This is a genomic window from Pseudomonas rhodesiae, from assembly GCF_007858255.1.
Taxonomy (GTDB): domain Bacteria; phylum Pseudomonadota; class Gammaproteobacteria; order Pseudomonadales; family Pseudomonadaceae; genus Aquipseudomonas; species Aquipseudomonas rhodesiae.
The window spans coordinates 328,645-352,220 of the sequence record NZ_VFEU01000001.1; the positions used below are offsets into that span (position 1 = coordinate 328,645).

General features: G+C 60.7%; 19 protein-coding genes, 2 tRNA genes and 1 pseudogene. 17 read left to right on the forward strand and 5 right to left on the reverse strand.

Annotated elements, in window-relative coordinates; all coding sequences use genetic code 11:
- Nucleotides 1-99 precede the first annotated feature (99 nt).
- Nucleotides 100-717: a trimeric intracellular cation channel family protein gene (locus FIV35_RS01380; protein WP_173603573.1), complete on the forward strand. Its 618-nt coding sequence runs from the start codon at nt 100-102 to the stop codon at nt 715-717.
- Here the strand turns inward: FIV35_RS01380 and queG are convergent.
- Nucleotides 696-1,778, reverse strand: coding sequence for a tRNA epoxyqueuosine(34) reductase QueG (gene queG, locus FIV35_RS01385; RefSeq protein ID WP_034136651.1), 1,083 nt, complete (start codon nt 1,776-1,778; stop codon nt 696-698). The two genes, FIV35_RS01380 and queG, sit on opposite strands and share 22 nt — an antisense overlap.
- A 63-nt stretch (nt 1,779-1,841) precedes the next feature.
- On the opposite strand from queG, the gene FIV35_RS01390 reads away from it, so the two are divergent.
- From FIV35_RS01390 to FIV35_RS30210, 13 genes and pseudogenes are all read left to right on the forward strand, one after another.
- A complete protein-coding gene (locus FIV35_RS01390) occupies nt 1,842-2,702 on the forward strand; it encodes an NAD(P)H-hydrate dehydratase (RefSeq protein WP_034136652.1) in 861 nt (286 codons plus the stop codon).
- Nucleotides 2,690-3,160, forward strand: a complete 471-nt coding sequence (gene tsaE / locus FIV35_RS01395) for a tRNA (adenosine(37)-N6)-threonylcarbamoyltransferase complex ATPase subunit type 1 TsaE (protein WP_034136653.1) — start codon at nt 2,690-2,692, stop codon at nt 3,158-3,160. The genes FIV35_RS01390 and tsaE overlap by 13 nt, the downstream gene beginning before the upstream one ends.
- A 15-nt stretch (nt 3,161-3,175) precedes the next feature.
- On the forward strand, nt 3,176-4,597 hold the full coding sequence (locus tag FIV35_RS01400; protein ID WP_034095601.1) for an N-acetylmuramoyl-L-alanine amidase: 1,422 nt from the start codon (nt 3,176-3,178) through the stop codon (nt 4,595-4,597).
- Nucleotides 4,597-6,510: a DNA mismatch repair endonuclease MutL gene (gene mutL / locus FIV35_RS01405; protein WP_034136654.1), complete on the forward strand. Its 1,914-nt coding sequence runs from the start codon at nt 4,597-4,599 to the stop codon at nt 6,508-6,510. Before FIV35_RS01400 ends, mutL begins: the two co-directional genes overlap by 1 nt.
- Complete coding sequence (gene miaA / locus FIV35_RS01410) at nt 6,510-7,481, forward strand: tRNA (adenosine(37)-N6)-dimethylallyltransferase MiaA (protein WP_034136655.1); 972 nt, start codon at nt 6,510-6,512, stop codon at nt 7,479-7,481. Before mutL ends, miaA begins: the two co-directional genes overlap by 1 nt.
- 92 nt (nt 7,482-7,573) lie before the next feature.
- Nucleotides 7,574-7,834: an RNA chaperone Hfq gene (hfq, locus tag FIV35_RS01415; protein ID WP_034095604.1), complete on the forward strand. Its 261-nt coding sequence runs from the start codon at nt 7,574-7,576 to the stop codon at nt 7,832-7,834.
- A 12-nt stretch (nt 7,835-7,846) separates the two neighbouring features.
- Nucleotides 7,847-9,148, forward strand: coding sequence for a ribosome rescue GTPase HflX (gene hflX, locus FIV35_RS01420; RefSeq protein ID WP_034095605.1), 1,302 nt, complete (start codon nt 7,847-7,849; stop codon nt 9,146-9,148).
- 96 nt (nt 9,149-9,244) lie between these two features.
- A complete protein-coding gene (gene hflK / locus FIV35_RS01425; protein ID WP_034136656.1) occupies nt 9,245-10,420 on the forward strand; it encodes an FtsH protease activity modulator HflK in 1,176 nt (391 codons plus the stop codon).
- Complete coding sequence (hflC, locus tag FIV35_RS01430; protein ID WP_034095607.1) at nt 10,420-11,286, forward strand: protease modulator HflC; 867 nt, start codon at nt 10,420-10,422, stop codon at nt 11,284-11,286. The genes hflK and hflC overlap by 1 nt, the downstream gene beginning before the upstream one ends.
- Before the next feature lie 292 nt (nt 11,287-11,578).
- Nucleotides 11,579-12,766, forward strand: a complete 1,188-nt coding sequence (locus tag FIV35_RS01435; RefSeq protein ID WP_034136657.1) for an ATP phosphoribosyltransferase regulatory subunit — start codon at nt 11,579-11,581, stop codon at nt 12,764-12,766.
- Nucleotides 12,767-12,820: 54 nt separating this feature from the next.
- Nucleotides 12,821-14,110 carry an adenylosuccinate synthase gene (locus tag FIV35_RS01440; RefSeq protein WP_034095609.1) on the forward strand — a complete coding sequence of 430 codons (1,290 nt, stop codon included), beginning with the start codon at nt 12,821-12,823 and terminating at the stop codon, nt 14,108-14,110.
- A 1,115-nt stretch (nt 14,111-15,225) separates the two neighbouring features.
- A pseudogene (locus FIV35_RS30205) lies at nt 15,226-15,279 on the forward strand (hypothetical protein); the annotation flags it as partial.
- Nucleotides 15,280-15,480: 201 nt separating this feature from the next.
- Nucleotides 15,481-16,185 (forward strand): methyl-accepting chemotaxis protein, encoded by a 705-nt coding sequence (locus tag FIV35_RS30210; protein WP_371918512.1) that lies wholly within the window; start codon nt 15,481-15,483, stop codon nt 16,183-16,185.
- 50 nt (nt 16,186-16,235) lie between these two features.
- Here FIV35_RS30210 and FIV35_RS01450 read toward each other — a convergent pair whose 3' ends face one another.
- From FIV35_RS01450 to FIV35_RS01465, 4 genes are all read right to left on the reverse strand, one after another.
- On the reverse strand, nt 16,236-17,795 hold the full coding sequence (locus FIV35_RS01450) for an ABC transporter permease (RefSeq protein WP_034136659.1): 1,560 nt from the start codon (nt 17,793-17,795) through the stop codon (nt 16,236-16,238).
- A complete protein-coding gene (locus tag FIV35_RS01455; protein WP_034111524.1) occupies nt 17,795-18,820 on the reverse strand; it encodes an extracellular solute-binding protein in 1,026 nt (341 codons plus the stop codon). Before FIV35_RS01455 ends, FIV35_RS01450 begins: the two co-directional genes overlap by 1 nt.
- A gap of 144 nt (nt 18,821-18,964) precedes the next feature.
- A tRNA-Leu gene (locus FIV35_RS01460) sits at nt 18,965-19,051 on the reverse strand.
- A gap of 176 nt (nt 19,052-19,227) precedes the next feature.
- Nucleotides 19,228-19,314: transfer RNA gene (locus FIV35_RS01465), tRNA-Leu, on the reverse strand.
- Nucleotides 19,315-19,538: 224 nt separating this feature from the next.
- Here FIV35_RS01465 and rnr point away from each other — a divergent pair.
- The 3 genes from rnr (at nt 19,539) to rpsF (ending at nt 23,550) form a co-directional block, all read left to right on the forward strand.
- Nucleotides 19,539-22,166: a ribonuclease R gene (rnr, locus tag FIV35_RS01470; protein WP_034136660.1), complete on the forward strand. Its 2,628-nt coding sequence runs from the start codon at nt 19,539-19,541 to the stop codon at nt 22,164-22,166.
- Nucleotides 22,163-22,927 (forward strand): 23S rRNA (guanosine(2251)-2'-O)-methyltransferase RlmB, encoded by a 765-nt coding sequence (rlmB, locus tag FIV35_RS01475; protein ID WP_034136661.1) that lies wholly within the window; start codon nt 22,163-22,165, stop codon nt 22,925-22,927. The genes rnr and rlmB overlap by 4 nt, the downstream gene beginning before the upstream one ends.
- Nucleotides 22,928-23,127: 200 nt before the next feature.
- Complete coding sequence (gene rpsF / locus FIV35_RS01480; protein WP_003236224.1) at nt 23,128-23,550, forward strand: 30S ribosomal protein S6; 423 nt, start codon at nt 23,128-23,130, stop codon at nt 23,548-23,550.
- The last annotated feature ends 26 nt before the right edge of the window (nt 23,551-23,576 follow it).

Sequence of the window (23,576 nt, forward strand, 5' to 3'; positions counted from 1 at the left end):
CTGCTGTTGCCGCATTTTTCCCTATAGATATCATCGCCAAGTATTTGGGGCTGCTGCGCAGCCCGGCGCGGGGCAAGCCCGCTCACTACAAGGATCGCCATCATGCTGCTGATGCTTTACCTCATTGCCATCACCGCCGAAGCCATGACCGGCGCCTTGTCCGCCGGTCGGCGCGGCATGGACTGGTTTGGGGTGGTGTTGATTGCCTGCGTGACGGCGCTGGGGGGCGGTTCGGTGCGGGATGTGTTGCTGGGGCACTACCCGCTGACGTGGGTCAAGCACCCTGAATACCTGGTGCTGACCTCGGTGGCCGCGCTGGTGACGATCTTTATCGCGCCGCTGATGCGACGCCTGCGCTCGGTATTCCTGGCCCTGGACGCCGTGGGCCTGGTGGCGTTCACCTTGATTGGCTGCATGACCGCCCTGGAAATGGGGCACGGCATGCTGGTGGCGTCGGTCAGCGGTGTGATCACCGGGGTATTCGGTGGCATTCTGCGGGATATCTTCTGCAACGACATCCCGCTGGTCTTCCGCCGCGAGTTGTACGCCAGCGTGTCGTTCCTCGCCGCTTGGTTCTATCTGTTGTGCCTGCATCTGGAGCTGCCCGGCGAGCAAGCCATCCTGCTGACGTTGTTCAGTGGCTTTCTATTGCGTCTGCTGGCGATCCGCTTTCACTGGGAAATGCCCAAGTTCGTCTACAACGATGATGTGCACTGACGCTCGGCATGCTGCTTGAGCGCCCATTCCACATGCTCGCGCACCAGCTCCGACGGGTACTCGCGCCGCGCTTTCAGGGCCTCCAGTACCGGAATACTTGATGGCGCATTGCCCAGTCCTACCGCCAGGTTGCGCAGCCAGCGCTCATAACCGGCGCGGCGCAGAGGTGAGCCTTCGGTGCTGCTGAGGAATTTATCCTCGTCCCACATAAACAGTTCGGCCAGCTCTGCGTTATCCAGGTTATGCCGTGGCTGGAAATCGCCTTCGCCAGTGGGGCGAGCGAAACGATTCCACGGACAAACGATCTGACAGTCATCGCAGCCGAAGACGCGATTACCGATCAGCGGGCGCAAGTCTTCCGGTATAGCCGTTTTCAGCTCGATAGTGAGGTACGAGATACAGCGCCGGGCGTCCAGTACATACGGGCCGACGAAGGCATTGGTGGGGCAGATATCCAGGCAGGCGGTGCAGCGTCCGCAGTGCTCGGTGCTGTGGGGCGGATCGACCGGCAAGGGCAGGTCGACGAAGAGTTCGCTGAGGAAGAAATAACTGCCGGCCTTGCGGTTGAGTACCAGGGTGTTCTTGCCGATCCAGCCCAGGCCGGCTTGCTCGGCGATGGCTTTTTCGAGCACTGGCGCGCTGTCGACGAATGCGCGAAAGCCAAAGGGGCCGATCTGGGATTGGATGCGATCGGCCAGTTGGTGCACGCGTTTGCGGATCAGCTTGTGGTAATCGCGACCCAGGGCATAGCGCGAGATGTAGGCTTTTTCCGGCTGGGCCAGTAGATGCGCCATCTGGGTGTCGCCCGGCAGGTAGTCCATGCGCAGCGACACCACGCGCAGGGTGCCGGGTACCAGTTCTTCGGGGTGGGAGCGTTTGCTGCCGTGGGCGCCCATGTAATCCATCTCGCCGTGGTAGCCCGCGTCGAGCCAGCGTTGCAGGTGCTGCTCATGCTCGGCCAAGTCCAGGCCGCTGATGCCGACTTGCTGAAAGCCCAGCTCGCGGCCCCAGTCTTTGATCGATTGGGCGAGGGCGGGCAGATCGGAGGTAATAGCGGGCATGAGACACGGGAAACCACAGGTTAGATGCGTATAATTCTGCCAGACATCGGAGCTTGAAGACGCATGCCGCAGACAAAACACGAAATTACCGACGTTCAGCCACTGTTGCCCGGCCATTTGCCGACACTGGCTGCGCGTTCCCCTGACGCCCATAAAGGCCAGTTCGGCCACCTGCTGGTGATCGGCGGCGACCTTGGTTTTGGCGGCGCCGCGCTACTGAGCGCTGAAAGTGCCTTGCGCAGTGGTGCGGGCATGGTGTCTCTGGCCACGCGCCTTGAGCACGTGCCCGCGGCGCTGGCCCGTTTGCCGGAAGTCATGACCCTTGGCGTCAGTTCTGCCAACCAATTGATGGGCTTGCTGGAAAAGATTTCGGTGATCGTCATTGGGCCTGGCCTGGGTGCTGCCAGTTGGGGCAAAAGTCTGTTGTCTGTCGCGGCCAATGCCCGCCAGCCGCAGGTGTGGGACGCCGACGCGTTGAATCAACTGGCCAACGGCGGTGTAAGCCTGCCGGCCAACTGCGTTATCACCCCGCACCCGGGCGAAGCGGCGCGACTGTTGGGGATCTCGACAGCCGACGTTCAGGCCGACCGTCTTAAGGTAGCGCGCGCGTTGAGTCTGAAATTCAATGCCGTCGCCATTCTTAAGGGTGCAGGCAGTTTGATTACCTGCCCGGATGGGCGCGTTTCCCGCTGCGATCAAGGCCATCCGGCCATGGCCACCGCAGGGCTGGGCGATGTATTGGCAGGCCTGGTCGGGGCCTTGCTGGCTCAGGGCATGCCCGCGTACGAGGCCAGCTGCCTGGCCGTTTGGCTGCACGCCACGGCTGGGGAACGACAGGGCACCTTGGGTCGCGGGCTCGCCGCCAGTGACCTGATCCCCGCCATTCGTCAATTGCTGGAGGAGCAGTCACCGTGCCTGAAGTAATTCTTTTTCTGGCCGATGAAGACGCCATGGTTGCGTTGGGCCATCGCCTTGCGCAACTGACGGCCGGCAACGGTCTGGTTTTCCTGGAGGGTGACCTGGGGGCCGGCAAGACCACGCTGTCCCGTGGAATTATTCGCGGATTGGGTCATCAAGGGGCGGTAAAAAGCCCGACGTTCACACTGGTGGAGCCCTACGAGATTGGTGCGGTGCGTGCCTTTCACTTCGATCTTTATCGCCTGGTGGACCCTGAGGAATTGGAGTTCATGGGTATCCGAGATTACTTCGATGAAGATGCTTTATGCCTGATCGAATGGCCAGATAAAGGTGCAGGCTTTTTGCCAAAGCCGGACCTGACCATTACCATTACGCCGCATGAGCATGGACGTCAGCTGAAGTTGTTGCCCCAGAGCGCGCGCGCCGAGTCGTGGTGTGCCGCTTTGGCTTTGGAATTCAAATAATTGGTGGGGTTAGGTATGCGCTTTCGCGCGTTGGTTGCTGTCGTAGGGGTGTTGCTTGCGGCAATGACTGTCAATGCTCTGGCTGCTTCACAGGTAAAGAGTGTGCGCCTGTGGCGAGCGCCGGATAACACGCGACTGGTGTTCGACCTGTCTGGGCCGGTCCAGCACAGCGTCTTTACCCTGACGGCGCCTGATCGCCTGGTGATCGACATCAATGGTGCGACCCTGGCCGCGCCGCTGAAAGTCTCCACCGCCAATACCCCGATTACCGCCATGCGCTCGGCACAGCGTACGCCGACCGATCTGCGCGTGGTTATCGACCTGAAAAAAGTCGTGACGCCCAAGAGTTTCTCCTTGGCGCCAAATGCTCAGTACGGCAACCGACTGGTGGTCGACCTGTTTGACAACGCCGCCGACGCCGCGCCGCCGCCCGCGCCGACCCCGAGCGTGGCAACTGTACCGGCGGTGCCGGTCAACCCTTCGCAGCCTCAGGTCAAGCTGCCACCGCCGCCGCCAGCCCCGGCCGGCAAGCGCGACATCATCGTGGTCATCGACGCTGGCCACGGTGGTGAAGACCCGGGCGCATCCGGCTCGCGTGGTCAGCATGAAAAAGACGTGGTACTGGCCATCGCCCGCGAGTTGCAGCGCCAGGTCAATGGCATGAAAGGCTACCGTGCGGAACTGACCCGCACCGGCGACTATTTCATCCCGTTGCGCGGCCGTACCGAAATTGCGCGTAAGAAAGGCGCCGACCTGTTCGTGTCGATCCACGCCGACGCCGCGCCGTCGACGGCCGCCTTCGGTGCTTCGGTGTTCGCGCTGTCGGACCGTGGTGCCACGTCCGAGACCGCGCGCTGGCTGGCCGACAGTGAAAACCGTTCCGACCTGATCGGCGGAGCTGGCAATGTGTCCCTGGACGACAAGGACAAAATGCTCGCTGGCGTACTATTGGACCTGTCGATGACGGCCTCCCTGACGTCCAGCCTGAACGTCGGCCAGAAAGTATTGAGCAACATTGGGCGCGTCACGTCGTTGCACAAACAGCGTGTAGAACAGGCGGGGTTCATGGTGTTGAAGTCGCCGGATATCCCGTCGATCCTGGTGGAGACTGGCTTTATCTCCAACGCCAACGAAGCGTCCAAACTGGCCAGCGCCAGTCACCAGCAGGCGTTGGCGCGTTCCATCAGCGCTGGCGTGCGCCAGTTCTTCCAGCAGAACCCGCCTCCTGGCACTTACATCGCCTGGCTACGGGACTCCGGCAAGATCGCCCAAGGCCCGCGTGACCATCGCGTGCAGCCCGGCGATACCCTGGCCATGCTGGCGGTGCGTTTCCAGGTATCGCCCGCGACCTTGCGCAATGCGAACAACCTGAAAACCGATGAGTTGAAAGTCGGCCAGGTGTTGACCATCCCAGGCACAGAATTGGCGGCACAGTAATGAGCGAATCAAACCTCACCAGCGGGTCGCGCATTGAATTGCTCAGCCCGCGCCTGGCCAACCAGATCGCTGCGGGCGAAGTGGTGGAACGACCGGCATCGGTGATCAAGGAGTTGCTGGAAAACAGCATCGACTCCGGTGCCAAGCGCATCGATGTGGATGTGGAGCAGGGCGGTGTAAAACTCCTGCGCGTACGTGACGACGGCAGCGGTATTTCCTCCGACGACCTGCCGCTGGCCCTGGCCCGTCACGCCACCAGCAAAATTCGCGATCTGGAAGACCTTGAACGGGTGATGAGCCTGGGCTTTCGCGGTGAGGCCCTGGCGTCCATCAGCTCCGTAGCGCGCCTGACGTTGACCTCGCGCACCCGCAGCGCCGATCAGGCCTGGCAAGTGGAAACCGAAGGGCGCGACATGGCGCCCCGAGTCCAGCCGGCGGCGCATCCGGTGGGCACCTCGGTGGAAGTGCGCGATTTGTTCTTCAACACCCCGGCGCGGCGCAAATTCCTCAAAGCCGAAAAAACCGAATTCGATCACCTGCAGGAAGTCATCAAGCGCCTGGCCCTGGCGCGTTTCGATGTGGCGTTTCACCTGCGCCACAACGGCAAGACCATTCTCAGCCTGCACGAAGCCAATGATGACGCCGCCCGTGCGCGTCGAGTCGCGGCGGTGTGCGGCGCGGGCTTCCTGGAGCAGGCGCTGCCGATCGAAATCGAGCGCAACGGCTTGCGTCTGTGGGGCTGGGTGGGCTTGCCGACTTTCTCCCGCAGCCAGGCGGATTTGCAGTATTTCTTTGTGAATGGCCGCGCGGTGCGCGACAAATTGGTGGCCCACGCGGTCCGCCAGGCTTATCGCGACGTGCTGTTCAATGGGCGGCATCCGACGTTTGTGCTGTTTTTCGAGGTCGACCCGTCGGTGGTGGACGTCAACGTGCACCCGACCAAACACGAAGTGCGTTTCCGTGATGGGCGCATGGTGCACGACTTCCTTTATGGCACGTTGCACCGCGCGCTGGGCGATGTGCGCCCGGATGACCAACTGGCGGCGCCAATCGTAACCGCGGTGGTGCGGCCAAGTGGGCCCGAGGCCGGTGAATTCGGCCCCCAGGGCGAAATGAGCCTGGCAGGCAACCTGCTGCAATCGCCGCAACCGCAGCCGGCTTACACAGCACCGAACGCTGGCTCGGGTGCGGGTTATCAATATCAATACACACCGCGTCCGCAGTCAGCGGTGCCGGTGGCCGAAGCTCAGGCCGCTTATCGCGAATTCTTCGCGCCGCTGCCGGGCGCACAGCCGAGTGCGGCGGCCTTGCCCGAAGGCGGCGGTGATATTCCGCCGCTGGGTTATGCGTTGGCGCAGCTCAAAGGTATCTACATCCTGGCGGAAAACGCCCATGGCCTGGTGCTGGTCGATATGCATGCCGCCCATGAGCGGATCATGTATGAGCGGCTGAAGGTCGCCATGGCCAGCGAAGGTCTCAGCGGCCAGCCGTTGCTGGTGCCCGAATCCCTGGCGGTCAGCCAGCGTGAGGCCGATTGCGCTGAAGAGCATCACGAGGTTTTCCAGAAGCTGGGCTTTGAGCTGCAGCGTCTGGGGCCGGAAACCCTTGCGATCCGGCAGATCCCTGCGCTGCTCAAGCAGGCCGAGGCCAACCGGCTGGTCGCCGATGTGTTGGCGGACCTGATGGAGTACGGCACCAGCGACCGTATTCAGGCCCACATCAACGAATTGCTGGGCACCATGGCCTGCCATGGTGCCATCCGCGCCAACCGCCGCCTGGCGTTGCCGGAAATGAACGGGCTACTGCGCGACATGGAAAACACCGAGCGCAGCGGGCAGTGCAACCATGGCCGACCGACCTGGACCCAGATGGGCCTGGACGATCTGGACAAACTGTTCCTGCGCGGTCGTTGATGAGTGCCTTGCCCCCCGCAATCTTCCTGATGGGTCCCACGGCCGCCGGTAAGACCGATCTCGCTATCGAGCTGACCAAGGTGCTGCCATGCGAGTTGATCAGCGTCGACTCTGCCCTGGTTTACCGGGACATGGACATCGGCACGGCCAAGCCCTCCAAGGCGTTGCTCGCGCAGCATCCGCACCGGCTGATCGACATCATTGACCCCGCCGAGAGTTATTCGGCGGCGGATTTTCGCACCGATGCCCTGGCCGCCATGGCTGAGATCACCGCACGGGGCAATATTCCCCTGCTGGTGGGCGGCACGATGCTCTATTACAAGGCTTTGCAGGAAGGTCTGGCGGATATGCCGCCAGCGGACGCCCAGGTGCGCGCCGAGCTTGAAGACGAAGCTGCACGCCTTGGCTGGCAAGCCCTGCATGATCAGTTGGCAGCGGTAGATCCGGTGTCGGCGGCGCGCATTCATCCTAATGACCCTCAGCGCCTGACGCGCGCCCTGGAAGTCTGGCGTGTCAGCGGGCTGACCATGACCGAGCATCGGCAGCGACAATCTGCGCAAAGTGCTGATGCAGGCGCATCTGGGCAGTCACAATTGCCCTATACTGTGGCCAATCTGGCCATCGCTCCGGCAAATCGCCAGGTGCTGCATGAACGAATTGCACAAAGATTCACAATTATGTTGGAACAGGGGTTTGTGGAAGAGGTCGTAGCACTGCGTTCCAGAGGTGACCTGCATCCAGGGTTGCCTTCGATACGTGCTGTAGGCTATCGCCAAGTCTGGGATCATCTGGATGGCAAGCTGACGTCAGCCGAAATGCAGGTGCGCGGCATCATCGCCACGCGCCAATTGGCGAAACGCCAGTTCACCTGGTTGCGCAGTTGGAGCGATTTGCACTGGCTGGACAGCCTGGAAAGCGACAATCTGTCACGCGCCTTGAAATACTTGGGAACGGTCTCCATATTGAGCTGAGTCCTTGCAATTGCCGTCTATCCTTGGGGGTGTGACGGTTAAAGCTTTCTATTTTCCGATTTTTATTATTGATCCTTAAAGGAGTGCGGCACATGTCAAAAGGGCATTCGCTACAAGACCCTTACTTGAATACCTTACGTAAAGAGAAAGTGGGGGTTTCCATTTATCTGGTCAACGGTATCAAGTTGCAAGGTACGATTGAGTCGTTCGACCAGTTCGTGATCCTGTTGAAAAACACCGTCAGCCAGATGGTTTACAAACACGCTATCTCGACAGTCGTCCCTGTTCGCCCAATCCGCCTGCCTAGCGCAGCGGGTGACGAGCAAGCTGACGCTGAGCCAGGTAACGCCTGATAGGAGTCTCCTTTGTTCTTTGAGCGCCACGGTGGTGGTGAGCGAGTAATCCTCGTTCACTTGGATGGACAGGACCCTGAGGCGCGCGAAGATCCGCAGGAGTTTCAGGAGCTGGCAAATTCGGCCGGCGCCGAGACCGTTGCGTTTTTTAACGTGCCGCGTCATCGGCCAACCGCCAAATACCTGATCGGCAGCGGCAAGGTCGAGGAATTGCGCGACCTGGTTCACGCCGAAGAAGCCGATCTGGTGATCTTCAATCACACCCTCACGCCCAGTCAGGAACGTAACCTCGAACGTGTTTTCGAGTGTCGCGTGATTGACCGCACCGGTCTGATTCTCGATATCTTCGCCCAGCGCGCCCGCACCCATGAAGGTAAGCTTCAGGTCGAATTGGCCCAGCTTGACCATATGAGTACGCGTCTGGTGCGCGGCTGGACTCACCTTGAGCGTCAGGGTGGCGGTATCGGCATGCGTGGGCCGGGTGAAACCCAACTCGAAACCGACCGCCGTCTGCTGCGGGTTCGCCTGCGTCAGATCAAGGGGCGGCTGGAGAAAGTCCGCAGCCAGCGCGAGCAGTCGCGCCGTGGGCGTTCGCGGGCGGATATTCCTACCGTGTCTCTGGTGGGCTACACCAACGCCGGCAAGTCCACGCTATTCAACAACGTGACGAAGTCCGACGTGTACGCGGCGGACCAACTGTTCGCCACCCTCGACCCTACTTTGCGTCGTCTGGATCTGGCCGACCTGGGGCCGATCGTGTTGGCCGATACCGTGGGTTTTATTCGTCACTTGCCGCACAAGCTGGTCGAGGCATTTAGGTCTACGCTCGAAGAGTCGAGCAATTCCGACTTGCTGCTGCATGTAATCGATGCGGCCGAGCCGGACCGCATGTTGCAGATCGAGCAGGTGATGCTGGTGCTGGGCGAGATTGGTGCCCAGGACTTGCCGATCCTCGAGGTCTATAACAAACTCGATTTGCTTGAAGGCGTGGAGCCGCAAATCCAGCGCGATGAGAACGGCAAGCCCCAGCGGGTCTGGCTGTCGGCGCGCGATGGCAGTGGCCTGGAGCTGCTTGAACAAGCGATTGCCGAGTTGCTCGGCAGTGATTTGTTTGTCGGCACCTTGCGCTTGCCCCAGCGTTTTGCTCGACTGCGTGCACAGTTTTTCGAGCTGGGCGCGGTACAGAAAGAAGAACACGACGAAGAAGGTGTCAGCTTGCTGGCCGTTCGATTGCCGCGCTCGGAGCTGAATCGGCTGGTCAGTCGTGAAGGTGTGGTGCCGACAGAGTTCATCGAACAACACACTTTGCAATAAAAGCCTCCGAAAGCGGTTGTGCCGCAGTAGCAGGCATTCTGTAGCATTGGTCGGCGCGCCGTGGGTGCGTCTTTGCTTTATCAGATGGAGAGCGCTATGGCTTGGAATGAGCCGGGTGGCAACTCGAATAATCAGGATCCTTGGGGTGGTAAGCGCCGCAATAATGGCGACCGCAAGGGGCCACCAGATCTCGACGAGGCCTTCCGAAAGCTGCAGGAAAGCCTGAATGGGTTGTTCGGTGGTGGAAAAAAACGTGGTGGTGACGACGGCGGTCGCACGGGCAAGGGCGGTGGTTACGGCCTGCTCGGCTTGGGCCTTGTGGTGCTGGCAGCTGTCTGGCTGTACAGCGCGGTCTACGTGGTGGACGAGCAGGAGCAGGCCGTGGTGCTGCGCTTCGGCAAGTACTACGAGACTGTTGGTCCGGGCCTGAATATCTATTTCCCGCCGATCGACAAGAAGTACATGGAGAACGTCACGCGTGAGCGTGCCTACACCAAGCAGGGCCAGATGCTGACCGAAGACGAGAATATCGTCGAAGTGCCGCTGACCGTGCAGTACAAGATCAGCAACCTGCAGGACTTCGTGTTGAACGTTGATCAGCCGGAAATCAGCCTGCAACACGCAACCGAAAGTGCACTGCGCCATGTGGTGGGCTCCACCGCCATGGATCAGGTGCTCACCGAAGGTCGTGAGCTGATGGCCAGCGAGATCAAGGAGCGCCTGCAACGGTTCCTCGATACCTACCGCACCGGTATCACCGTCACCCAGGTGAACGTACAGAGCGCAGCGGCACCGCGTGAGGTGCAAGAAGCCTTCGACGACGTGATCCGTGCCCGTGAGGACGAACAGCGTTCGCGCAACCAGGCTGAAACCTACGCCAACGGCGTCGTGCCGGAAGCCCGTGGTCAAGCTCAGCGCATCATCGAAGATGCCAACGGTTATCGCGACGAAGTAGTGTCTCGCGCCAAGGGTGAGGCCGATCGCTTCACCAAGCTGGTGGCCGAGTACCGCAAGGCGCCCGAGGTTACCCGCGAGCGTCTGTACCTGGACACCATGCAGGAAGTTTTCAGCAATACCAGCAAGGTTCTCGTGACCGGCAGCAAGGGTGGGCAGAACAATCTGCTTTACCTGCCGCTGGACAAGATGATCGAAGGTGGTCGTAGCAGCACCAGCGCGCCGTCTACCGGTTCCAATGCCGCTGCCAATGAAGCGAGCGCCCGTGCGGCTGCTGACTTGCTGCAACAGCAAACACGTACCAGGGAGAGTCGTTGATGAGCAATAAATCGCTGACCGCCCTGATTGTGGGCGTCGTCGTGGTCATCGCTGCCTGGAACTGCTTCTACATCGTGGCTCAGACCGAGCGTGCGGTGCTGCTGCAATTCGGTCGCGTGGTCCAGGCGGATGTCCAGCCGGGTCTGCATGTAAAAGTCCCCTACGTCAACCAGGTGCGCAAGTTCGATGCACGCCTGATGACTCTGGATGCACCGACACAGCGCTTCCTGACCCTGGAAAAGAAAGCCGTGATGGTTGACGCCTACGCCAAGTGGCGCGTCAAGGACGCCGAGCGCTTCTACACCGCAACTTCCGGTCTCAAGCAGATTGCCGACGAACGTTTGTCGCGTCGTCTGGAATCGGGCCTGCGTGACCAGTTTGGTAAGCGCACCCTGCACGAGGTGGTGTCCGGTGAGCGTGATGCGCTGATGGCGGATATCACGGCTTCGCTGAACAAGATGGCGGAAAAAGAGCTGGGCATCGAAGTGATCGATGTTCGGGTCAAGGCCATCGACCTGCCGAAGGAAGTAAACCGCAGCGTGTTCGAGCGTATGAGCACCGAGCGTGAGCGTGAAGCGCGTGAGCATCGCGCCAAGGGTAACGAGTTGGCCGAAGGTATCCGCGCTGATGCCGATCGTCAGCGTCGTGTACTGCTGGCCGAAGCCTATCGCGAGTCTGAAGAGGCCCGTGGTGATGGCGACGCTCAAGCTGCGGCGATCTACGCCAAGGCCTACGGTCAGGATCAGGAGTTCTACGCGTTCTATCGCAGCCTGCGTGCCTACCGTGAAAGCTTCGCCAACAAAACCGACGTCATGGTGCTGGACCCAAGCAGCGATTTCTTTCGCTACCTGGAAAAAGCCAAGTAAGCGCCTGTGACTGCGTAGGGCACACTCCGTCGGGCGGGTAAAACGCCTGGCGGGGTGATCCTTTCAGAAAACGGGTGTATGATGCGGCAGCCGGGAAATTCCCGGCTTTTTTGCGTCTGCATGTTTGATTCGGCAGGCGTGACAGGTTTTTCGAGGAAAGTGCCCGACGAGGCCGCTGGCAGGCCGTTCGTCACGTCGCTCTTGCGCGTGGTTTATGCAGGCGGCGGGCATTTTCTGCTTCACTCAAGGCTCGGCCGAGGGCTGGCCGCCCGGATCAAAGGGGAATGGCGTAATGGCAACGGTAGACCGCTGGCTGCTGCCAGATGGCATCGAAGAAGTACTGCCACCGGAAGCTGCGCGCATCGAAGTAGCGCGCCGCCAGGTGTTGGATCTGTTCCAGAGCTGGGGTTATGACTTTGTCGTAACCCCTCATATCGAGTACCTCGAATCCCTGCTGACCGGCGCGGGCCAGGACCTGGATCTGCGCACCTTCAAGGTTATCGATCCGCAGTCGGGTCGGCAGATGGGATTCCGTGCCGACATCACGCCGCAGGTGGCGCGCATCGACGCACACACCCTGCGTCGCGAAGGCCCGAACCGCCTGTGCTACGCCGGCAGCGTACTGCATGCGAAGCCCCGCGCCTTGTCGTCTTCCCGTAGCCCGATCCAGCTGGGCGCCGAGCTGTACGGCGACGCCAGCCCGAGCAGCGACGTGGAAGTCATCAGTTTGATGCTGGCCATGCTGCAACTAGCTGACGTCCCGGATGTGCACATGGACCTGGGCCACGTCGGTATCTATCGCGGCTTGGCCCGTGCGGCCGGTTTGTCTGGTGAAGTGGAGCAACAGTTGTTCGATGCCTTGCAGCGCAAGGCCATCGATGAAGTCATCGCGCTGACTGAAGGTGTGCCCGCCGATCTGGCCCGCATGCTACGCGCGCTGGTGAACTTGTGTGGCGGCCGCGAAGTGCTTTCGGCTGCTCGTGAACAACTGGCGAGCGCGCCGGCGGCGGTCTTGGCGGCGTTGGATGATGTGGTGGCCATTGCCGAGCAGTTGTCGGCACGTTTCCCGCAGTTGCCGCTGTATTTCGATTTGGGCGAGCTGCGCGGTTATCACTACCACACGGGTGTGGTGTTCGCGGTGTTTGTTCCGGGCGTTGGCCAGGCCATCGCCCAAGGCGGTCGTTATGACGATATCGGCGCCGACTTCGGTCGCGCGCGTCCGGCCACCGGCTTCTCCACCGATTTGAAAACCCTGGTGACCCTGGGGCGTGCTGAGGTCGAGCTGCCGTCTGGTGGCATCTGGATGCCCGACAGTACGGACGCAGCACTCTGGCAGCAGGTCTGCCAGTTGCGCAGTGAGGGTCAGCGTGTCGTCCAGGCATTGCCTGGGCAGCCATTGGCCGCCGCCCGTGAAGCGGACTGCGACCGGCAATTGATTCTGCAGAACGGGCTTTGGCAAGTATCGCCACTGGCTTCTTGAGTTTTCCTGCCGGCCATCGCCGGCACCAAGTTTGCGCGAATGAGGACAAGTGTTATGGGTAAGAATGTCGTAGTCCTGGGCACCCAATGGGGTGATGAGGGCAAAGGCAAGATCGTTGATCTGCTGACCGAACATGCTGCCGCCGTAGTGCGCTACCAAGGTGGTCACAATGCTGGCCACACCCTGGTCATCGATGGCGAAAAAACCGTTTTGCACCTGATCCCGTCGGGCGTGCTGCGCGAAGGTGTGCAGTGCCTGATCGGTAACGGCGTGGTGGTTGCACCGGACGCCCTGCTGCGGGAAATCACCAAGCTGGAAGAGAAAGGCGTACCGGTGCGCGAGCGCCTGCGTATCAGCCCGTCCTGCCCGCTGATCCTGTCCTTCCACGTCGCGCTGGACCAGGCCCGTGAAAAGGCCCGCGGCGAGCTGAAGATCGGCACCACCGGTCGTGGCATCGGCCCGGCCTACGAAGACAAGGTTGCACGTCGTGGCTTGCGTGTGGGCGACCTGCTCAACATGCCGCGCTTTGAAGACAAGCTGCGTGAACTGGTGGATTACCACAACTTCATGCTGGTCGGTTACTACAAAGAGCCGGCCATCGAGTTCGACAAGACCCTGGCCGAGTGCAAAGAATACGCTGAGCTGCTCAAGCCGTTGATGCTGGACGTGACGGCTGAGTTGCACGACCTGCGTCGCGCCGGCAAGGACATCATGTTCGAAGGTGCCCAAGGTTCGTTGCTGGACATCGACCACGGCACCTACCCGTACGTGACCAGCTCCAACACCACGGCTGGCGGCGTTGCCACCGGTTCGGGCGTGGGCCCAATGTTCCTGGATTACATCCTGGGCATCACCAAGGCGTACACCACGCGCGTCGGTTCGGGTCCATTCCCGACTGAGCTGTTCGACGAAGTAGGCGCGCACCTGGCCAAACAAGGCCATGAGTTCGGTGCAACCACCGGCCGTGCTCGCCGTTGTGGCTGGTTCGACGCCGTTATCCTGCGTCGCGCTATCGATGTGAACAGCATCTCGGGCATCTGCCTGACCAAGCTGGACGTACTCGATGGTCTGGAAACCATCAACATCTGCACCGGCTACAAAGATGCAAACGGTAACGACGTTGCGCCGACTGATGCCGACAGCTACGTAGGCCTGCAGCCTGTGTACGAAGAAGTGCCGGGTTGGACCGAGTCGACCGTGGGCGCCAAGTCCCTGGAAGAGCTGCCGGCCAATGCCCGTGCCTACATCAAACGCGTTGAAGAACTGATCGGCGCACCGATTGACATTATTTCGACGGGCCCTGACCGCAACGAAACCATCGTTCTGCGTCACCCGTTCGCTTAATAAGCTGTTGATCTAAAACGCAAAGGGCTCCTTCGGGAGCCCTTTGTCGTTTCCAGGCAATAAACGGCACGACCCTTGCTGTATTTCCTTCTTTCGCGGTGCTATCAAATTAATGGCACCCGTGGTGGAGGGAATTTCCGATGTCTGCCGTTCTTTCATTGTTACAAAGCCGATTGCTGCGCCCGGTGTTCGTTACCCTGGGTATCGCTCTTTTGGTGCAGGTGCTGGTGGCCGTCGCGCTGACGCGGAGCACCGTCACGGTGTTGGAAGCCGATCTGGGCAACCGCCTAGGCATCGACAGTCAAAAACTGTCGAACGAGCTGGCGCAAGCCGGGAAGGAAGTCACTTCCAGTCTCGACAGCCTGTCCTCCAGTACGCGTCAGCGCTTGACCAGCGGTTTGTCTTCGCGTTTGCAGGCAGAGCAGAAGCAACTGCGCGCAACCCTGGAAAAAGACCTGCAAGACTCCGCCAATGATATGGCGCAGCTGCTGGCTTCGGTGGCGCCGCGGGCCATGTGGGACAGCGATGTGCCGACTTTGTCCGAGTTTGCCCGGCGTGCTCAGCGCAATCCCAACGTGTTGTTCGTGGTCTACGACGACGCGACCGGTGAGCATTTGACGCGTTACCTGAACCGCGAAAACCCAATCAACAAAGCGCTGTTGGAAAAAGGCCAAGGCGATCGTGCCTTGGACAAAGTGCTCAATGCGGCCAAGACCGACCCGTCGGTTTACTACGTTGAGGCGTCCATCAGTCCGAATGGCGTGGAGATCGGCAAGGTGCTGATGGGGGTGTCCACCGCTTCGGTGGAAGCCGACCTGCAGGCGTTGGATAAGCGTTTTGCCGCCCTGATCGCCAGCGGCGACCAACTGGTGGGCGACAGCCTAAAGGGCGCGGCGGCGGACAGCGCAGCCGCTATGGGCGCGAAGTTGCAGTCGGCGCAGGCCACTGCCACCCAGATGACGGCCAATACCACCAATGCCGTGCAGGAAGCGGCCGGTACGCTGCGCTGGCGCATCGGCATGGGCCTGGCGTTGGTGGGGCTGGGGGTTCTGCTGCTGATTGCAGTGGTGCTCGGGCGCCGCGTGGTCAATCGCCTGAAATTGCTGATTGCGGCCATGGATGATCTGGCGGCGGGCGAGGGTGACCTCACCAAGCGCGTGCAAATCAGCAGCAAAGACGAGATCGGCGACATGGCCTCGGCGGTTAATCGCTTTGTGGATAAGTTGCAACCGATCGTGCGTGAGGCGGGCGATGTGGCCCAGCGTACCGGGGTTGAGATCGGTGCAATGACCTTGCGTAATGCCGGTGCCGATGCGGCAGCCGGTTTGCAGCGTGATGAAGTGGCCGAAAGCCTGCGTGCCCTCTCGGAAATGGCCGACGAGGCTCAGGCCGAAAGCCAGGCTATGCAGGCTGCTTTGCAGCAGGTGGTGGATATTCGCCAGGCTACGGACCAGAACTCACGCACTTCGGCCGAAGTAGGTAGCTTGATTGAGGCATTGGCTGGGCAGGTCGAGGCGGGCGCGCAGGTTATCGAGCGTCTGGCGCAACAGAGCGAGCAGATCGAGGTGGTGTTGACGGTGATTCATGGCATTGCCGAGCAGACCAACCTGCTGGCGCTTAACGCGGCCATCGAGGCTGCGCGGGCCGGCGAGACTGGGCGCGGCTTTGCTGTGGTGGCGGATGAGGTGCGCGCCTTGGCGAGCAAGACTCAAAGCTCCACTGGGGATATCCAGGCGCATATCGTGGCCTTGCAGCAAGGTGCCCGCGAGGCGGTGGAAACCATTGGCAAGGCCGGTCGCCAAGCCAATGAGGGTTTGTTGGTGCTGCGCGATAGCGTGCGCTTGCAGCAGACGGTGCAGGCGTCGGTGGAGCAGGTGCACGCCGCGATTGGCCTGGCCACTCGTGCCGCTGAACATCAGGCTAAAGGCGCCCAAGCCGTGCGTGGACGGGTCGAGGTGATCCATGCCCAGGCCGAGCGTGCCGCACAGGCAGTGGTGGAAACCACCGCCAGCGGCAAGGTGTTGGATGGGTTGGCTGCGCAGTTGAAGGCGAGTCTGGGTCAGTTTCGGGCTTAGCGTTGCCTGCCGTACAACCTGTGGGAGGGGGCTTGCCCCCGATAACGCTTTCAGCGACTCAAATACATCCGCGTCGTGAGCAAATAGACCGGCAGCCCCGACACCACGATCAACAGCGCCGCATAAGGCGCCGCCGCCGCGAATTCCACATTTGAGGTGTGCGCCCACACGGCTGTCGCCAATGTGTTCAACCCGGTTGGGCTGAGCAGCAGCGTCGCGGTCAGTTCTTTCATGGCATCGAGAAATACCAGTGCGAACGCTGCGCCCAATGCCGGAAAGATGATCGGCAGGGTTACCCGGCAAAACGCGCTGAATGACGATGCCCCCAGCGTGCGCGCGGCCTCTTCCAGTTGCGGTGCCGCCTTGTTCAGCGCGGTGCGGATCGGCGCCTGGGCCAGTGGCAGGAACAGCAGCGCATACGCGATCAGCAGCAACGCCGAAGTCTGGTACAGCACCGGCACATAGTGCAGGGCGAAGTACACCAGCGTCAGCGCAATCACCAGCCCAGGCAGGGCGTGCAGCAAGTAGGGCAAGCGTTCCGCCCAGATCGCCAATTGGCCCTTGTAGCGCACCACCAGCAGCCCGACCGGCACCGCGAGCACCAGGCACAGCGCCGCACCGCCCAGCGACAGGGCCAAGGAGGAGAGCAGCGCCTCGCTGATTTCAGCCAGCGGAAACGCCGCCGACGAACCCACCGCCAACCAATAGCCGAGCATCCCCAGGGGAATGCCGCTGCCAATGATCGCCAGCGCCAGGCAATACACCTGGCCCAGCGGCGCCCACTTGCCTAGTTTGACCGGCTCGGCATGGCGCGCGGCGCCTTGGCCGATGCGCACATGTCGACCTTTGCCACGCACGCGCAGCTCCAGCCACAACAGGGTCAGGCACATCACCAGCAGCACCGCCGAGAGCATCGCGGCATTGGCGTTGCTGAATTCCAGTTCGAATTGCTGATAGATCGCGGTGGTAAACGTCTGTAGGCCGATGATCGACAGCGCACCGAACTCCACCAGCATATGCAATGCGATCAGCAGCGCCCCGGCCAGTAAGGATGGCCATAACAACGGCAGCGTGACGCGCAGGAATATGCCCCAGCGATTCAGCCCCAGGGTGCGCGCCGATTCTTCCAGTGACGGGTCGAGGTTACGCAACGTTGCCGCCACCGGCAGAAACACCAATGGGTATTTGGACAGGCTCATCACCAGAATCGCCCCGCCCAGCCCCTCGAAGTCGGCGCTCAGCGACACCCAGGTGAAACTGCTGACAAACGCCGGCACGGCAAATGGCAGGCACAGGATCACGCCCCAGATGCGCCGCCCGCGCAGGTTGCTGCGTTCCAGCAGCCACGCCAGGGACAGGCCGATCACACCGCAGGTCAGCGTCACACCGACCATCAGCGCCAAGGTGTTGCGCAGCAATCCGAACACGTAAGGCCGCCACAGCAGATGCACCGCTTGCGCCCAGCCCGCCTCCCAGGCCTTCAGCCCCACATAGGCCAGCGGCAACAGGCTCAAGCCAACCAGCAATAGCACGGGAATCAGCAGCCAGATCGAAGGGCGCTTGCGTCGAGGGTTGAATCCCCCGCCCATGGCGGGGAGCGATGGGTTCATCAGTTCAGGCCAACTTCACGTTCCAGCTCCAGGGCTTCTTCGGCATTGCCCAGGTCGGCGGGGGTGACTTTTGGCGGTTGCAGTTCGTTGAACGGCTTAAGCCCGCGATTGGACTGCATACCTTTGCGCAGTGGGTATTCCGCCGAGGTGTTGGTGATCACACGCTGGCCTTCTTCGCTGGCCATGAACGCCAGCAGTTGCTGCGCTTCCTTGGGATGCTTGCTCGACTTCAGCGCCGCAGCGGAGGACACGGTGATCAGGCCGCCGGCGTCGCCATCGGTGAAGTAATGCAGTTGGGAGTCGAGATTGGTTTTTTCTTTCTTCAAGGCAAACCAGTAGTAGTTGTTCACCAGGACCGTAGCCACTTCGCCGTTTTCCACCGCCTTCAGTGCCACCATGTTGTTGCTGTACACCTTGCCGAACGCGCGCAGGCCAGTGAGCCATTCTTCGGCGGCTTCGCGGCCGTGCAGCTTGATGATTGCCACGGCTTGTTCCTGGAACGCGCCGCTGGTGGGGACAAAGCCGACTTTGCCTTGCCACTCGGGGCCGGCGAAATCCAGCACCGACTTGGGCAGGTCTTTCTCGGCGATCAACTTGGGGTTGAACGCCACGACGCGGGTGCGTGCGGTTACGCCCATCCAGTCGCCATTGCTGCCCACGTAGTCCTTGGGCAAGACGTCCAGGGTGCTGGCGTCGATCTTGGCCAGCAGGCCTTGCTCGCCGAGCTTGTTCAGCGGTGGGGATTCTTCGGTGTAGATCACGTCGGCGGGAGAGCGCTCGCCCTCTTCCACGACCTGGCTGGCCAGCTGGTTGCTGCTGCCTTTGCGCACATTGACGTGGATGCCTGTCTTGGCTTCGAAGGCTTTGGCGAGTTCGTCGCCGACTTCTTTGTGTTGACCGTTGTACAAGGTCAGGGAGACCTTGTCGGCGGAATAGGCAGTGGGGGAGAGCAGAGTCAGGCCGAGTAGAGTGATGGTCAGGCCACGCAGAAGGGATGTCTTGGGACGGGTATCGCGGATCATCATCCGGGGTTTTCCTCACTTGAGTGCAACAAATCATTGCAAGGATAAACGATAAAACTTCTCAAGTGCGGGTGAGGGGACAATTGCGGGAAAAGTTTTCAAGCCCCGGAAACGAAAAAACCCGCTTTCGCGGGTTTGATCTGAGTATGGTGCCCAGGAGAAGACTCGAACTTCCACGACCGTAAGGTCACCAGCACCTGAAGCTGGCGTGTCTACCAATTTCACCACCTGGGCATTCTCAGCAGCGTTACCGCCGTTGATGGGGCGAACTATACGGTGGGCTTTTTGATCTGTAAACCCCTGATTCAAAAATATAAATCAAGTTTTTCGTTAGAAATCAAAGGCCTGTAACGCAAAAACCCGCTTTCGCGGGTTTTTGTGAGACTCAAGGCGAACCTCAAGTTTTGAATTGGTGCCCAGAAGAAGACTCGAACTTCCACGGCCTTGCGGCCACCAGCACCTGAAGCTGGCGTGTCTACCAATTTCACCATCTGGGCAGTATCTGCGACGTTGCCGTCGTCGATGGCGCGCACTATACGGAGCGCTTTTTGAGCTGTAAACCCCCGCCATGAAAAAAACCTGGAAAATTTCGCCAGTGGTCGTGCAAGGTGCCCGGCGAGGGCTTTAAAGGGCGTTTAAACGCTTGTTGATGCCTGAAATTTCCCGTTTCAATACGCGTATGCCAAACTAACCCGCATATAGACAAGGTGAAAACTCTCTAATGGCCGATTGGCAGTCCCTCGATCCCGAGGCCGCTCGTGAAGCGGAAAAATATGAAAACCCTATTCCTAGCCGCGAACTGATCCTGGCGCATCTCGCCGATCGGGGTTCGCCTGCTAGCCGCGAGCAATTGGTTGAAGAATTCGGTCTGACCACCGAAGACCAGCTCGAAGCCCTGCGCCGCCGCCTGCGCGCCATGGAGCGCGACGCTCAACTGATCTACACCCGCCGTGGCACCTACGCGCCTGTGGACAAGCTCGACCTGATCCTCGGTCGCATCGCCGGCCACCGTGACGGCTTCGGCTTCCTGATCCCGGACGACGGCAGCGATGACCTGTTCATGAGCCCTGCGCAGATGCGTCTGGTGTTCGACGGCGACCGTGCCTTGGCACGCGTTTCCGGCCTCGACCGTCGCGGTCGTCGCGAAGGCGTGATTGTCGAAGTGGTATCCCGTGGTCACGAGACCATTGTCGGCCGGTACTTCGAAGAGGGCGGTATTGGTTTTGTCGTTCCGGACAACCCCAAGGTGCAGCAGGAAGTGCTGATCACTCCAGGCCGCAACGCCAACGCCAAGGTCGGTCAGTTCGTCGAGGTGAAAATCACCCACTGGCCAACCCCGCGCTTCCAGCCTCAGGGCGATGTGATCGAAGTGGTCGGCAATTACATGGCGCCGGGCATGGAAATCGATGTCGCGCTACGTACCTACGACATTCCTCACGTCTGGCCCGAAGCCGTGGTGAAGGAAGCGCGCAAGCTCAAGCCGGAAGTTGAAGAGAAGGACAAAGAGAAGCGCATCGACCTGCGCCATCTGCCGTTCGTGACCATCGACGGCGAAGATGCCCGCGACTTCGACGACGCGGTCTACTGCGAAGCCAAGCCGGGCAAGCTGCGCCTGTTCTCCGGCGGCTGGAAGTTGTACGTGGCGATCGCCGACGTTTCCAGCTACGTGAAGATCGGCTCGGCCCTGGATAACGAGGCCCAGGTGCGCGGTAACTCGGTGTACTTCCCTGAGCGCGTGATTCCGATGCTGCCGGAGGAATTGTCCAACGGCCTGTGCTCGCTGAATCCGAAAGTCGACCGTTTGGCCATGGTGTGCGAGATGACCATCTCGAAAACCGGCGAAATGACCGACTATCAGTTCTACGAAGCCGTGATCCATTCCCAGGCCCGCCTGACCTACAACAAGGTCAGCACTATCCTGGAAACGCCGAAATCCAGCGAAGCCAAGGCTCTGCGTACCGAGTATGCGGGTGTAGTGCCGCACCTCAAGCAGCTGTATGCGCTGTACAAGGTGCTGCTGGGCGCACGTCATGTGCGTGGCGCCATCGACTTTGAAACCCAGGAAACCCGGATTATTTTCGGTTCCGAGCGCAAGATTGCGGCGATCACACCCACGACCCGCAATGATGCCCACAAGCTGATCGAAGAGTGCATGCTGGCGGCCAACGTGGCCACGGCTGAGTTCCTCAAGAAGCATGAGATTCCTGCGCTGTACCGTGTGCATGACGGCCCACCGCCGGAGCGTCTGGAGAAACTACGCGCATTCCTCGGCGAGCTTGGCCTGTCCCTGCACAAAGGCAAGGAAGGCCCGACGCCGAAGGATTATCAGGCACTGCTGGCGAGCATCAAGGATCGTCCGGATTACCATGTGATCCAGACCGTGATGCTGCGCTCCCTGAGCCAGGCGGTGTACAGCGCCGACAACCAAGGCCACTTCGGCCTGAATTACGAGGCGTACACTCACTTCACTTCGCCGATCCGTCGTTACCCGGACCTGCTCACGCACCGCGCGATCCGCAGTGTGATCCATTCCAAGATGAACACCCCGCACGTCAAGCGCGCCGGTGCCATGACCATTCCGAAGGCGCGCATCTATCCGTACGACGAAGCGGCCCTGGAACAGTTGGGCGAGCAGTGCTCCATGAGCGAGCGCCGCGCCGACGAAGCCACGCGCGATGTGGTGAACTGGCTCAAGTGTGAGTTCATGAAAGACCGCGTGGGCGAGTCCTTCCCGGGCGTGATCACTGCCGTAACCGGTTTTGGTCTGTTCGTCGAGCTGACCGATATCTACGTCGAGGGTCTGGTGCACGTCACCGCCTTGCCAGGCGACTACTACCACTTCGACCCTGTACATCACCGTCTGGCGGGCGAGCGCACCGGTCGCAGCTTCCGTTTGGGCGACACGGTGGAAGTGCAGGTCATGCGCGTCGATCTCGACGAGCGCAAGATCGACTTTGGTATGCCTGATAAACCGGTCGAGCCGACTGGCCGTAAAAAACGTGGCGGCGATACCGCTGCGCCAGCCAGCAAGGGCAAAGGTACGGCTGCCAAGACGGCTGAACCTGAGCCGGCTAAAGCCGCTCGCCGTTCGTCCGCCAAAGACAAAGCTCCCGATGCCTATCGCCCAAGCGACGCGGCGGCGAAAAACGCCGAGCTGCGCAAGAGTCGCGAGTTGAAGCAGCAGTTGCTCAACGAAGCCAAAAGTGGTGGTAAAGCGGCGTCTGGGGGAAAGTCCCACGGCGCGGAAAAACCGTCGAGCAAACCGAGTAAACATCGTAAAGGCCCGCCGAAAGCGGGTTCGGCTCCCGCGAAAAGCGGCGGGTCGCGCAAACCTAAGGCCAAGTCATGAGTCTGGAAAAAATCTACGGCGTACACGCCGTAGAAGCCCTGCTGCGTCACCATCCCAAGCGCGTCAAGCAGGTATGGCTGGCGGAAGGTCGCAGCGAACCGCGCGTGCAGGCGCTGGTCGAGTTGGCTAATGAAAACCGTGTCGCCATCGGCCAGGCCGAGCGCCGTGAGATGGACGCCTGGGTCGAGGGTGTTCACCAGGGTGTCGTGGCTGATGTCAGCCCAAGCCAGGTGTGGGGCGAGGCCATGCTAGATGAGCTGCTCGACCGTACCGAAGGCTCGCCGCTGTTGCTGGTGCTGGACGGCGTGACCGATCCGCACAACCTCGGCGCCTGTCTGCGTTCGGCGGATGCTGCCGGCGCGCTGGCGGTGATTGTGCCTAAAGACAAGTCCGCCACCCTGACGCCGGTGGTGCGTAAGGTGGCCTGCGGCGCAGCGGAAGTGATTCCGCTGGTGGCCGTGACCAACCTGGCGCGCACCCTGGAGAAACTCCAGCAACGCGGTTTGTGGGTCGTGGGCACGGCGGGCGAGGCCGAGGTCAGCATTTATGACCAGGACCTCACCGGCCCGACCATTCTGATCATGGGTGCCGAAGGCAAAGGCATGCGCCGCCTGACCCGCGAGCACTGCGATTACCTGGTGCATTTGCCGATGGCCGGTAGCGTCAGCAGTCTCAACGTTTCGGTCGCGACCGGCGTGTGCTTGTTTGAAGCCCAGCGTCAGCGTGGGGCCAAAAAGGCGGTCGCTTCGCGCAAGTCCTAAGCTTAAAGCTGCAAGTTAACAGCACGGTGGTTGACCACTTGTAGCTTGTAGCTTGCAGCTTCCCCCCTGCTCCTCTACTATTGCGCCCCTTGCCTTCCTGGCAGGCATTGATGTGCCTCCGTGCAGCAAGATCCATAAGTGTCATTCACTCCTTGTCTGACCGTTTTTGAGCGGCAGGCTACAACCCGTAAGGAGCATTCATGCGTCATTACGAAATCATCTTTTTGGTCCACCCGGATCAAAGCGAGCAAGTCGGCGGCATGGTTGAGCGTTACACCAAGCTGATCGAAGAAGACGGCGGCAAAATCCACCGTCTGGAAGATTGGGGCCGTCGTCAACTGGCCTACGCAATCAACAATGTTCACAAGGCTCACTACGTGATGCTGAACGTTGAGTGCACTGGCAAGGCCCTGGCCGAGCTGGAAGACAACTTCCGCTACAACGATGCAGTGATCCGTAACCTGGTCATCCGTCGCGAAGAAGCCGTTACCGGCCAATCCGAGATGCTCAAGGCTGAAGAAAACCGCAGTGAGCGCCGTGAGCGTCGCGACCGTCCTGAGCACGAAGGCGCTGATAGCGCTGACAGTGATGACAGCGACAACAGCGATAACGCTGACGAGTAATCCACGGACCTTTTAAGGAGCCTATC